Origin of the sequence: Ferruginibacter sp., assembly GCF_031391665.1 — a bacterium.
Classification (GTDB): Bacteria; Bacteroidota; Bacteroidia; order Chitinophagales; family Chitinophagaceae; genus Ferruginibacter.
Genome location: NZ_JANMUN010000090.1, coordinates 1 through 11,725, shown reverse-complemented (window position 1 = coordinate 11,725; position 11,725 = coordinate 1). Strand labels below are relative to the sequence as shown.

14 protein-coding genes are annotated in these 11,725 nt (G+C 36.8%); 7 read left to right on the top strand and 7 right to left on the bottom strand.

Annotated features, from left to right (window positions below; translation table 11 throughout):
• Nucleotides 1–16: 16 nt before the first annotated feature.
• Entirely contained in the window at nucleotides 17–658 is a 642-nt protein-coding gene (locus ACY651_RS06835) for an ATP-binding cassette domain-containing protein (protein WP_462251023.1), read from the top strand.
• A 40-nt stretch (nucleotides 659–698) separates the two neighbouring features.
• Nucleotides 699–1,883, top strand: a complete 1,185-nt coding sequence (locus tag ACY651_RS06830) for an FtsX-like permease family protein (RefSeq protein ID WP_462251021.1) — start codon at nucleotides 699–701, stop codon at nucleotides 1,881–1,883.
• Here ACY651_RS06830 and ACY651_RS06825 read toward each other — a convergent pair whose 3' ends face one another.
• From ACY651_RS06825 to ACY651_RS06810, 4 genes are all read right to left on the bottom strand, one after another.
• On the bottom strand, nucleotides 1,884–2,225 hold the full coding sequence (locus ACY651_RS06825; protein WP_462251019.1) for a DUF5615 family PIN-like protein: 342 nt from the start codon (nucleotides 2,223–2,225) through the stop codon (nucleotides 1,884–1,886). It abuts the gene before it with no gap.
• Nucleotides 2,226–2,423 carry a DUF433 domain-containing protein gene (locus ACY651_RS06820; RefSeq protein WP_462251017.1) on the bottom strand — a complete coding sequence of 66 codons (198 nt, stop codon included), beginning with the start codon at nucleotides 2,421–2,423 and terminating at the stop codon, nucleotides 2,226–2,228. It lies immediately after the preceding gene.
• A 47-nt stretch (nucleotides 2,424–2,470) separates the two neighbouring features.
• A complete protein-coding gene (locus tag ACY651_RS06815; RefSeq protein WP_462251015.1) occupies nucleotides 2,471–3,664 on the bottom strand; it encodes a thiolase family protein in 1,194 nt (397 codons plus the stop codon).
• A 176-nt stretch (nucleotides 3,665–3,840) separates the two neighbouring features.
• A complete protein-coding gene (locus ACY651_RS06810; protein ID WP_462251013.1) occupies nucleotides 3,841–4,953 on the bottom strand; it encodes a PQQ-dependent sugar dehydrogenase in 1,113 nt (370 codons plus the stop codon).
• Nucleotides 4,954–5,049: 96 nt separating this feature from the next.
• Here ACY651_RS06810 and rlmN point away from each other — a divergent pair, with 96 nt between their 5' ends.
• From rlmN to ACY651_RS06790, 4 genes are all read left to right on the top strand, one after another.
• A complete protein-coding gene (gene rlmN, locus ACY651_RS06805) occupies nucleotides 5,050–6,090 on the top strand; it encodes a dual-specificity RNA methyltransferase RlmN (protein WP_462251011.1) in 1,041 nt (346 codons plus the stop codon).
• A 147-nt stretch (nucleotides 6,091–6,237) separates the two neighbouring features.
• Nucleotides 6,238–6,858, top strand: a complete 621-nt coding sequence (locus ACY651_RS06800) for a hypothetical protein (RefSeq protein ID WP_462251009.1) — start codon at nucleotides 6,238–6,240, stop codon at nucleotides 6,856–6,858.
• Between the two features lie 98 nt (nucleotides 6,859–6,956).
• Complete coding sequence (locus tag ACY651_RS06795; protein ID WP_462251007.1) at nucleotides 6,957–8,042, top strand: pseudouridine synthase; 1,086 nt, start codon at nucleotides 6,957–6,959, stop codon at nucleotides 8,040–8,042.
• Nucleotides 8,043–8,801: an RluA family pseudouridine synthase gene (locus tag ACY651_RS06790; protein ID WP_462251005.1), complete on the top strand. Its 759-nt coding sequence runs from the start codon at nucleotides 8,043–8,045 to the stop codon at nucleotides 8,799–8,801. It abuts the gene before it with no gap.
• Between the two features lie 89 nt (nucleotides 8,802–8,890).
• Here the strand turns inward: ACY651_RS06790 and ACY651_RS06785 are convergent, their stop codons facing one another.
• Nucleotides 8,891–9,529, bottom strand: coding sequence for a peroxiredoxin (locus ACY651_RS06785; protein WP_462251003.1), 639 nt, complete (start codon nucleotides 9,527–9,529; stop codon nucleotides 8,891–8,893).
• A gap of 94 nt (nucleotides 9,530–9,623) precedes the next feature.
• Here ACY651_RS06785 and ACY651_RS06780 point away from each other — a divergent pair, with 94 nt between their 5' ends.
• Nucleotides 9,624–10,037 (top strand): RrF2 family transcriptional regulator, encoded by a 414-nt coding sequence (locus ACY651_RS06780; protein WP_462251001.1) that lies wholly within the window; start codon nucleotides 9,624–9,626, stop codon nucleotides 10,035–10,037.
• A gap of 97 nt (nucleotides 10,038–10,134) precedes the next feature.
• On the opposite strand, the gene dinB is transcribed toward ACY651_RS06780, so the two are convergent.
• Nucleotides 10,135–11,280 (bottom strand): DNA polymerase IV, encoded by a 1,146-nt coding sequence (gene dinB, locus ACY651_RS06775; protein WP_462250999.1) that lies wholly within the window; start codon nucleotides 11,278–11,280, stop codon nucleotides 10,135–10,137.
• Between the two features lie 279 nt (nucleotides 11,281–11,559).
• The gene (locus ACY651_RS06770) at nucleotides 11,560–11,712 is read right to left on the bottom strand and encodes a hypothetical protein (RefSeq protein ID WP_462251091.1); all 153 of its coding nucleotides are present in this window, start codon (nucleotides 11,710–11,712) and stop codon (nucleotides 11,560–11,562) included.
• Nucleotides 11,713–11,725 lie beyond the last annotated feature (13 nt).

The window sequence follows — 11,725 nt, the reverse complement described above, 5'->3', positions numbered from 1 at the left end:
TTTAATTTTGTGCTGCATGCAAATACAACTGCAAAAAGTAGTTCCCACATTTATCGAAGAAGAAAAAATTAACCAATCGCAGATATGGAACAATACTCTTTTATTTAATACCGGCGAAAAAATTGAAATAGTTGCACCAAGCGGCAGTGGTAAAACATCGCTCATTCATTTTTTATATGGGTTGAGAAAAGATTTTAACGGCAGTATTTTGTATGACAATAATTCCATTGCCAATTTTGATGCAGAAAAATTTGCCACTTACCGTCAGCAAAATATCAGTATCGTTTTTCAGGATTTACGTTTGTTTGCCGAACAAACCGTTTTACAAAATTTAGAAATAAAAAGGCAGTTAAATCCTTATCATACCGAAAGCAAAATTGCCGCAATGGCAAAAAGACTGGGTATAGAAAATAAGCTTAACAAACTTTGTAAAACCTGCAGCTATGGCGAGCAGCAACGCATTGCAATCATTCGCAGTTTACAACAACCTTTCAATTTTTTATTATTGGATGAACCTTTTAGCCACCTTGATGAAGGTAACAGAATAAAAGCAATGGAATTAATGGAGGAAGAAACTGCATTGAGAAAAGCCTCAATCATTTTAGCCGATTTAAAAGCAATAGAATATTTTAATGCAGACAGAACATTGCATTTGTAAACCTAATAAACAAATTAACCAGTTAACTGATTAACAATAGATGGCATTAACATTTAAAAACATTGCGCCTTTTTTAAACACCGGCCAAAACAAAGCCAGTCGCTGGCTCAGTTATATTGGCTTGGGTATTGGTGTGCTGTTGCTGTTATGTTCAGTTCAAATGTATATCAACATTAATCAATTATTAAAAGAGAAAAATCCTAAAAAAACAGGCTTCGATTTTATTTCGGTTACCAAAACCATTACCGATGAAAATATGGCGAGGGATAACCGCTTTACAGAAGCTGATCTGCAGCAAATAAAATTACAACCCTTTATTACTGATGCCGCACTTTTAAAAGCCAATCAGTTTAAAGCAGTAGCCGGAGCCGGGCAGGTAATTCCGTTTAGTACCGATATATTTATTGAAGCCATAAAAAATGATTTTATTGATACCGTGCCATCAAATTTTACCTGGCAACAGGGCCAGTCAGATGTACCCATAATTTTTTCTTCGGATTTTTTAGAAATGTATAATGTATTTTCCGGCAGTTGGGATTTACCGCAGCTTTCTGAAAAAACTGCTATGGGTATTAATATTTTTTTACGCTGCACCGGCCGCAATGGTGAACAGCTTTTTAAAGCCCGTATAGTTGCCTTTAGCGACAGGATAAACAGCATTCTGGTGCCTGAAAATTTTTTAGCTAAACTAAATAAAGATTTAGAAGGCAAAGAAGAAATTTCTGCTTCAAGAATTTATTTAAAAACAAAAGATGCCAACAACCCGGATCTGCTTAATTATTTACAGCAAAATAATTATCATGTAAATAAAGACAAAACAAAATTTGGCAGGATAAAACAAATTCTTCAGGCCATTGTCAGCGGCCTTGCAGGTTTTGGTGTACTGGTAATTTTGCTGGCCATGGTGTTGTTTTCTTTTTATCTGCAATTGATGATTGCAAGAAGCAAAGAAAATTTACAATTGCTTTTAACATTGGGTTATTCGCCGCACTGGCTTAGTAAAACAGTTGCAAAAAAATGGATACCGGTTTATGTTGCTGTGGTAATAGCAGCAGTTGTTGTAACTGCCTTATTGCATTTTACCTTTCAGCAATTTATTATGAAAGGCAAGGAAGAACTTTCTCCATTTATCCACTGGATGGTGTTGGTAATTGCGTTGTTATTACTTGTAATATCTGTTGCAGTAAATTTTAGATTGGTAAAAAAGTTGTTGTATAAATTATAATCAATCTATTTCAAGGCAGCCGTAAGCATCTTCATTGTTATCTGCTAAAAAATCTTTTACTACTAATTCTTTATCTCTTAGAATTTTTTCCAGCGCATTTGTAGAAACATTTCCCGTTCTTAACCAAATTATTTTAGGAGGAAAACTGTTTAAAACCGAAAGTGTAAAATAATCTTCATCGAAGGTTACAATTGCAAAATTATTTTCCTTTGCAAATTGAAAAATTATTTTATCATCAATTGAATTAAGTTGAAAATTGGAGATATGTTTAATTCCGGGAAACAAATCCTGCAATTTGCTAACAAGCTTAAAGGAAATATTCTCGTCGAGCAAAAGTTTCATTTATACAGCAATTTTAATTTTGCGTTCTTTATCAGCAGCAAAAGATAAACAGGCAAGTATTTGCTCTTTATTTACTTGAGGGAAATCATCAATTATTTCATCAAAACTCATCCCTGATGCCAGCCAGCTTAACACATCATAAACACTAATACGTGTGCCAGTAATGCATGGTTTACCAAAGCGGATGTTTGGGTTCACTGATATGTATTCAGAATAATTCATTTCTTAAAAATACTAAAAAAAAATTATAACGCTTCATAAACCACTGCTGCCCCCTGCCCCACTCCAATACACATTGTTGCCAAACCATATCTTGCTTTACGCCGTTTTAATTCATATAATAATGTAGTAGAAATTCTTACACCACTGCAACCTAATGGATGCCCCAAAGCAATAGCACCACCATTTACATTTATCTTTTCCAGGTCCAAACCCAATTCATGTATGCAGGCAATAGATTGCGATGCAAACGCTTCATTCAATTCAATCAGATCTAAATCAGCAACAGTTAAAGCCGCTCTTTCTAAAGCTTTTTTTGTTGCAGGCACAGGCCCAATACCCATAATAGAAGGATCAACACCTGCAACAGCCATACTTACAATTTTTGCAATGGGCTGCAATCCATATTTTATAACTGCGGCTTCGCTTGCCAGTAACATTGCAGCAGCTCCATCATTTATTCCTGAAGAATTTCCGGCAGTAACAGTACCATCCTTTGCAAAAGCAGGTTTTAGTTGTCCTAATTTTTCTAAATCAGATAAACGTGGATGCTCATCTTTATCAAAATCAAAAACATCTTTACCAATTTGAACCTGCAATGGAATAATTTCTTCATTAAATTTATTTGCTGCCTGCGCCTTCGCATATTTTTGCTGGCTTTCCATTGCAAATTCGTCCTGTGCATTGCGGCTGATATTCCATTGCCGGGCAACATTTTCCGCAGTTTCCCCCATCGTGTAAGGATAATAGAGATCGGATAATTTTTTATTTACAAAACGCCAGCCCAAAGTAGTATCAAAAATTTGCGGCTCTCTTGCAAAAGCAGCGGTTGCTTTTGGCATTACAAAAGGTGCCCTGCTCATACTTTCCACACCACAGGCAATGTATAAATCACCATCGCCGCAGGCAATTGCCCTTGCTGCATCCATAATAGCCTGCAGTCCGCTGGCACATAAACGGTTTACAGTTGTGCCACTAACGGTTACGGGAAGCCCAGCAAGCAAAGCAGCCATACGGGCAACGTTGCGGTTATCTTCTCCGCTTTGATTGGCGGCACCTGCAATCACATCTTCAATCGCATTTACGTCAATAGAATCATTGCGTTTTATCAAAGCCTTAATAACATAAGCCAGCAAATCATCCGGCCTTATATTACTTAAAGCACCGCCATATTTACCAATGGGTGTTCGTATGGCATCAATTACATAAACAGTTTGCATAAATACTTTTTTTGAGCCGGGCTATGATGCTTTGTTCAACTTCATTGGCGTCGCACTCTTGTACAGAAAATCTTTATTGAGCTTTCACCGAAGCGTAGATTGCCTCTTTATTAAAAACACAACAATTCTTCAGAATTTCTGTAAATGTAAAGAAAGTATTTATAGTAATAATGCAGTTATGGTTGGGATATTTCCACCAGCACATCCGCATTACCGCCATTGCCGGTACATAAATAAACCCTGCCGGCAGGCGAAACACAAATATCACGTATGCGGCCAAACTTGTTTTTAAACAATTGCTGTTCGCTAACCACACTAAGTCCATCGGTACTTAATTTTAAAACCCTCAGGTTGGCATCTTTTAAAGAAGTAAGTAATAAACAATTTTTCCAGGCAGCAATACGGTCGTTGTTATAATAATCCATTCCGCAATAAGCAAAGGTTACATTACCGCTGCTCCAAATGGGTTCTTTTACATTGTTGGCTGCACAAAAAGTTATTTCGGCTGGGTCGTTACATGGACCCGTTACAGTTGGCCATCCGTAATTTCTATTTTTTTCTATAATGTTTACTTCATCTTCCACATTTGGCCCATGTTCGCTGGCATACATAATACCATTTGCCATCACCAATCCCTGTGGATTGCGGTGCCCTAAACTCCAAATGGGCGAACCCGATATTGGATTGTCGGCAGGAATACTTCCATCTAAATTAAACCGCAAAACTTTACCTGATAAAGAACTTGTCCGCAATGCATTATTCGCTACTGATGCATCACCTGTTGTCATAAACAATTTTGGTGCAGCTTCGGTAGTTATCCAAAGCCTGCTGCCGTTATGAATACTTGATGCAGGAATATTATCAATTATTGTTGCAACAGTTTGAAGATTATTATTTATAAATTTAAACTGCACTAATTTCTCCAGATAATTGCCGCCGTTATTATAATTATACACGGCATAAAAAAAGCCATTCGTTAAAAAGTCGGGGTGTTGCACCAGGCCTAATAATCCGCCTTCACCATTACTAACAGCATCGGGCAGGCTTGTTGAAAAAACAACCTCTTTAGTTTTGGGATTTATCTTACTTATTTTGCCTCCTCTTTCTGTCATCCATATAAAATCATCTTTACCCCATAAAATTTCCCAGGGGAAATTTAAATTATTTTTTAGGATACGTATGCTGTCGGTGGGCCAGTCGTCCGGCACCACTACAACATCATTATTTTTTGTTTTGCAGGATTGCAGCACTATAAAAAATACAATAACTAAAGTTGAAATTATACGCATAGGAAAAGTTTTTAATGAAGCTGCAATTTTTCTGCCAATCTCTCCATAAAAGCATATTGTTTATCAAATTAGCTATACGCATTGTACCTTTGCGGCATGTCAGCAGTTAAAAATATAAGAACCCTCACCCTTCCCGAACTTAAAGAATACTTCGAATCAATAGGCGATAAAAAATTTCGTGCCATACAAACTTACGAATGGATATGGAAGAAAAGTGCCACCAGTTTTGATGATATGAGTAACCTAAGCAAAGAGTTACGTATAAAATTAGCCGAACATTTTAGTTTACCGGCCATAACCACCGATGCCACACAAATAAGCGGCGATGGCACCATAAAATCACGTTTTAAAACATTCGACGGGCATTTTATTGAGGGTGTGCTGATACCTACTGAAAAAAGAAATACTGCCTGTGTATCTTCTCAAATTGGTTGCAGCCTTACCTGCTCATTTTGTGCCACCGGTAAAATGGAGCGCAAACGCAATTTAAATTTTGATGAAATTTACGATCAGGCAGCACAACTGAATCAGCAGAGCGAAAAAGTGTACAATAAAAAATTAAGCAATATTGTTTTTATGGGCATGGGCGAGCCATTGCTTAATTACACCAATGTATTACAGGCCATTGATAAAATTATAAGCAATGATGGTTTAGCCATGAGCCCCAAACGCATCACCGTTTCCACAGCAGGTGTGGCAAAAATGATTAAGAAATTAGGTGATGATAAAGTGAAATTTAATTTGGCACTTTCTTTACATGCGGCGACCGATAAAAAACGTGATGCTATAATGCCGATTAACGAAAGCAATAATATTGAAGCATTGGCAGAAGCGCTAAATTATTTTTACGAAAAAACAAAAAACGATATTACTTTAGAATACATTCTTTTAAAAAATGTAAACGATTCTTTGGAAGATGCGGAAGACCTGGTAAAAATTTACCGTCAAATCCCTACACACTTAGTAAATGTAATTGAATATAATCCTATTGATGGCGCTTCGTTTGTTAAACCCGATGAAGACACTACTCAACAATTTACCGATTACCTGGCCAAACACCGTGTAAATGTAAGGGTGCGCCGCAGCCGTGGTAAAGATATTGATGCTGCATGTGGTCAATTGGCTAATAAGAAATAGCGTTAAATTTTCAGCATCCTTTTTAACATTAATAAAATGGTTGGCACCTTGTAGTGCTAACCATTTTTTCTTTAACAAAACATATTTTTTACAGATTAAACCCCGTTTACCTGCGGCGGTCTATGAGTAAATAAAAATTAAATTACCATGAAAAAATTATTGATCGCATTATTTGCATTAGGCACCCTTACACTTTCTGCCAATGCACAGGAAAAAAGAATGAGTAAAGGGAAACATCAAAAACATGAAAAACATGATCTGTCGCAAAAGTTAAACTTTAGTGAAGAACAGAAAAAGCAGGCTGCTCTTTATAAAGAAAGTTACAAAACACAAATGCAGCAGCTGAGCAAAAACGATAACATCACAGTAAAAGAATACCGTGAAAAAAAGGAGGCGCTGCACAACGAACAGAAAGCCAAAATGGAAAGCCTGCTTACAGCCGAACAAAAAGTGAAAATGACACAAATGAAAGCGGAGCACCAGGCAAAAAGACAACAGCATGATGCAGCAAGAATGGATAAGATGAAGACAAAATTAAATCTTACTGAGGCACAGATGGCGCAAATGAAAACACAGCATGAAGCAATGAAATTAAAAATGCAGGCCATTAAACAAGATGATAAAATGGATAAAGCTGCAAAAAAAGAAAACATGAATGCATTAAAAGCACAAATGAAAGAAGAAAACAAAAAAATATTTACAGCCGATCAGTTGAAAAAAATGGAAGAAATGAAAAAAGACAGGAAAGGAAAGAAAGCAGTTAAATAAAACTCCACCAGTAAAAATAAAGGCGAACCGCAGGGTTCGCTTTTTTATTTCTATATTTGCAGCTCACTCCTGTTGTAAAACAGTAAATCTCTTCAATTATGAGCCAGTCTCCGTTTCAAAAATTTACCGTAAAGAAAAAAAACAGCGTAGTTAAAGAACAAATACGCCAGGAAAAGAAAACTTACCGGAAAGAACGCAATGCCTTTTTCGATAAGAAAAAAGAAGAAGAATACCAGGCTAGAATGGCCAAGAAAAATGGTATGGCAACTAAAGCCGCAGATAATTCAAAAGCAACATTAGCATTAAGCAATAAGCAAGAGGTAAAACCTGCAGCCGAAGCAAATGGAACCCGTACCACTCCCAAATTTAAGCCAACCGGAGGTGCAGCAAAAACGCCGCATGCTAAATCGGAAAAGGCAGCTGCAGCAAATGATAATGCACCAACAGGTGTAATGCCATTAAATAAATTTATGGCGCATTGCGGGGTATGCAGCCGCAGAGATGCAGTAGCTTTAATAAGTGCAGGCAAAGTGAAAATAAATGGCGAAGTAGCAACAGAACCCGGTTATAAAATAAAACAAACCGATGAAGTAATTTACAATGGCAAAAAATTATTTGTCACAAAAAATTTAGTGTACATCTTACTCAACAAACCAAAAGATTATATAACTACCACCGATGATCCGCAGGGAAGAAAAACAGTTTTACAATTAATACAAAAAGCAACTACCGAAAGAGTTTATCCAATAGGACGTTTGGATAGAAATACATCAGGTGTTTTATTGCTTACCAACGATGGTGATCTTACTCAAAAATTATCGCACCCCAGCTACGAAATAAAAAAAATATACGAAGCCAAATTAGATAAGCCTTTAACCAAAACAGATTTTGATAAAATTATAAAAGGATTAAAATTAGAAGATGGCGAAGTGCAGGTGGACAGCCTTGCTTATGCCGACAGTAAAGACAAATCGATAATAGGTATTGAAATCCATAGTGGCCGCAACAGAATTGTACGCCGCATATTTGAACATTTAGGTTACGATGTAAAAGGATTAGACCGGGTGATGTATGCCAATCTTACCAAAAAAAATGTAGAACGCAGCAAGTGGCGTTATTTAAGCGATAAAGAAATTCGTTTGCTTAAATACATGAATGCTTCTAAAACCAAACAACCGATTTAAATGTTACCTGATTTTTCAAATACACCAAAACCTGCTCCGATTTTTAAACTTGCTGCAGCTATCATTTTTGAGAATGAAAATTTTTTGGCTATAAATAAACCTGCAGGGCTTTTATCTATCCCCGACAGGATGCAAAGTGAAGTGAGCCTTAAAGATATGCTGATAAATAAATACGGCAGCATTTTTACGGTGCACCGTTTAGATAAAGATACCAGCGGCATTATTTTATTTGCAAAAAACGAAACCGCCCATAAATTTTTATCGCAGGCATTTGAAGAAAGAAGGGTAGAAAAATTTTACCAGGGTATTGTACATGGTTCGCCTGCTGAAAAAAAAGGCACTATTGACGCACCTATCAGCGAACACCTGGTGCAAAAAGGTTTAATGGTTATACACCGCAATGGCAAACCTTCAGTAACCGATTATGAAGTAATTGAAGATTATAAATCTTATTCGCTTTTACAATTTCAATTGCATACCGGCCGCACCCACCAGATAAGGGTGCATTGTAAAAATATTGGTCATCCTTTAGCGTGTGATGAACTGTACGGTGATGGTAAACCTATTTTACTATCTTCTCTCAAAAAAAAATATAAACTTAGTAAACACGATGAAGAAGAGCGACCGATGCTGAACAGGCTGGCACTGCATTCTTATTGTTTAAAATTTACTGACGCCGAAGGCAATGCATTTAATTTAACTGCAGAGTTGCCTAAAGATATGAGAGCGTTATTGCAGCAGTTGAAAAAAAATTCCTAACAATATCGAATTGAAAATGTGCGAATGTCGAATGTGTTTAAATTTTAAAAACATTCGACATTCGCACATTCAATATTCAACATAAAAAATTAATCAATATTTGGTTGCGGTGTGTAACGCAAATATGGTTTTACAATCTCCAATCCTTTCGGGAATTTTTTAAGTGCATCTTCGGTGCTAACAGCTGGTACAACAATAACTTTTTCTCCTTCCTTCCAATTAGCAGGTGTAGCCACACTGTATTTTGCAGTAAGTTGTAAAGAATCTACCACACGTAACACTTCAACGAAATTTCTTCCGGTAGATGCAGGATAAGTGATGATTAATTTTACCGCTTTATCCGGCCCGATAACCACCAGCGAACGAACTGTTGCAGTTGCCGATGCATTGGGATGAATGAAATCGTATAACTCGGAAACTTTTTTATCATCGTCGGCAATTATTGGAAATTCGACAGAGCAATTTTGTGTTTCATTAATATCACCGATCCAGCCTAAATGTTTATCAACAGGGTCAACACTTAATGCCAGCACCTTAACATTACGTTTTGCAAATTCGTCTTTTAAGGCAGCAGTACGCCCCAGTTCTGTTGTACAAACCGGTGTATAATCGGCAGGATGAGAAAATAATATCCCCCATGAATCGCCTAAATATTCGTAAAAATCAATTTCGCCTAAAGATGTTTTTGCTTTAAAGTTGGGAGCAATATCCCCTAATCGTAAACTCATATTTAATATTTTAGACTGCAAATATAAATACTCTACTGATTAAATAGACTAATATTTTAAAATATTTTTTTAACTTTACCTATATTTGTTTTATATGCTATCCAAAAAAACTCAATACGGCCTAAAAGCCCTTGGTTACCTTGCCGCTAAGTACGGTGAGGGGCCTGTATTAATTTCGGAAATTGCCCGCAAGAAAAAAATTCCTATTAAGTTTTTAGAAAGTATTCTTTTACAATTAAAAAACAAAGGGGTTTTAGACAGTAAGAAAGGTAAAGGCGGTGGCTATTTTTTAGCAAACGCTCCTAAAAAAACAACGCTGGCTTCGGCTATAAGAATTGTAGATGGCCCTATTGCCATGATACCCTGTGTGAGTTTAAATTTTTATCAAAAATGTAAAGATTGCAATGAAGCAACCTGCGGTTTAAATAAAGCCATGGCTTTTACAAGAGATGCTACATTAAAAATTTTAGAGAAGAAAACTTTGTATGATTTAATTGACGCAGAGTAATTTTTAAATATCGAATTTACGAACGGCGAATATCGAATGTGTTGAACACTATAGGAATTTTAGCAACATTCGATATTCGCCATTTAAAAATTTACTATTAATTTGAAGATGCTCTTTTAACAGAAGCCTTTCCAAACCTGCCCTTTACATTATCAATGGCTTTGTATAAATCATTTTTTCGTTCCACATCATCAAATAAATTGGTTTGCACGGCATCGTTGGTTAGTTCGCTTAACCTAACGCCAATCAACCGGATGGGTGAACCTTTCTTCCATAACTTATTAAACAACTCTTTAGCCACAGGAATAATTTCATCATCGGCACAGGTATAAGGCACAGTGGTTTGTCTTGATGTAGTTTCAAAATCGGGATACCGGATTTTAACTGCAACACATCCGGCAACTTTTCCATCCTGTCTTAATTCATAAGCGATCCTTTCCACCATACGCACCAGTTCGCTCATTAAAAAAACCATATCCGTTTTATTTTCATCAAAAGTATTTTCGGTAGAAACTGATTTTGCTTCGTGGTACTGGCTCACTTCGCCATTATGAATGCCCTGGCTTTTATACCACAGATCTAAGCCCCATTTACCCAATCTTTCTTCCAATGCTTCGGCTGTTCTTTCGCTGATGTCTTTTATGGTAAATATGCCCATTGCTTTTAATTGCTCATAAGTATGCTCTCCCACTCCCGGAATTTTATTTACGGTCATCGGTGCCAAAAATTCTTTTTCTTTCCCAAATGGTATTTGCAGGTAACCATTAGGCTTGGCCGCATTAGTAGCCATTTTAGCCATCATTTTATTACTGGCTAACCCAAATGAAATGGGCAACTGTGTTTCGTCAATAATTTCTTTTCGCAGATCAATTGTCCATTGCAGCGGATTGAAGAATTTTTCCATGCCTGTTAAGTCAATATAGAATTCATCAATAGAGGCTTTTTCAAAAAGCGGTGCTTTGGCGGCTATGATTTGGGTAACCCAGCGGCTGTATCTGCTGTATTCGCCACGGCTGCTGTTGGCCACAATTAATTGCGGACATAACTGAAATGCTTTTTTACTTGGCATGCCGCTGTGAATACCAAACTTTCGTGCTGCATAGCTGCAGGCTGCAACTACGCCACGTTCTCTGCCGCCAACAATTACGGGTTTATCTTTTAAAGATGGATTGTTTAAAATTTCTACCGATACAAAAAATGAATCGAGATCGAAATGAGCTATGATGCGTTGGGGAGATTTCACGCTGCTAATTTACAAAAGAAATTGGCACGCTGAGGACTGAGGATGCAACCGTGGTATTTATAAATTAGTAAACCGCAAGATTGTTTGAGAAATGAAAATGGCACGCTGAGGGACAGAGGTTGCAGAGGTGATATGTATAAATTTTAAACAAACTGCTTGCTAATGTAACAAACCTAAAAGTTGTCAGCCTGAGTTTATCGAAGGCGGGCTCTTGCTGAATTAACCCGGTTTCGACAAGCACAACAACGTAAGAGAATTAAATTAAAAAATGGTAAAAAATTATTGATAAATCTCCAGTAAACCATCGGGCAGCGTAACAAAAACTTTACGATTTTTTATATCTACTTTCTCCAGACTGTCTTCATGAATAGGAATTAAAGCTTCTTTACCATTGTAACTTATGCTGCATAAAATTTGGTGTGGTTGCTCAATAACTTCTTCAATT

Coding starts and splice junctions, on each gene's coding strand:
- rlmN (WP_462251011.1), top strand. CDS start 5,050: ATGTCAGCAGTTAAAAATATAAGAACCCTCACCCTTCCCGAACTTAAA.
- ACY651_RS06810 (WP_462251013.1), bottom strand. CDS start 4,953: ATGCGTATAATTTCAACTTTAGTTATTGTATTTTTTATAGTGCTGCAA.
- ACY651_RS06825 (WP_462251019.1), bottom strand. CDS start 2,225: ATGAAACTTTTGCTCGACGAGAATATTTCCTTTAAGCTTGTTAGCAAA.
- ACY651_RS06815 (WP_462251015.1), bottom strand. CDS start 3,664: ATGCAAACTGTTTATGTAATTGATGCCATACGAACACCCATTGGTAAA.
- ACY651_RS06835 (WP_462251023.1), top strand. CDS start 17: ATGCAAATACAACTGCAAAAAGTAGTTCCCACATTTATCGAAGAAGAA.
- ACY651_RS06830 (WP_462251021.1), top strand. CDS start 699: ATGGCATTAACATTTAAAAACATTGCGCCTTTTTTAAACACCGGCCAA.
- ACY651_RS06785 (WP_462251003.1), bottom strand. CDS start 9,529: ATGAGTTTACGATTAGGGGATATTGCTCCCAACTTTAAAGCAAAAACA.
- ACY651_RS06790 (WP_462251005.1), top strand. CDS start 8,043: ATGTTACCTGATTTTTCAAATACACCAAAACCTGCTCCGATTTTTAAA.
- ACY651_RS06800 (WP_462251009.1), top strand. CDS start 6,238: ATGAAAAAATTATTGATCGCATTATTTGCATTAGGCACCCTTACACTT.
- ACY651_RS06795 (WP_462251007.1), top strand. CDS start 6,957: ATGAGCCAGTCTCCGTTTCAAAAATTTACCGTAAAGAAAAAAAACAGC.
- ACY651_RS06780 (WP_462251001.1), top strand. CDS start 9,624: ATGCTATCCAAAAAAACTCAATACGGCCTAAAAGCCCTTGGTTACCTT.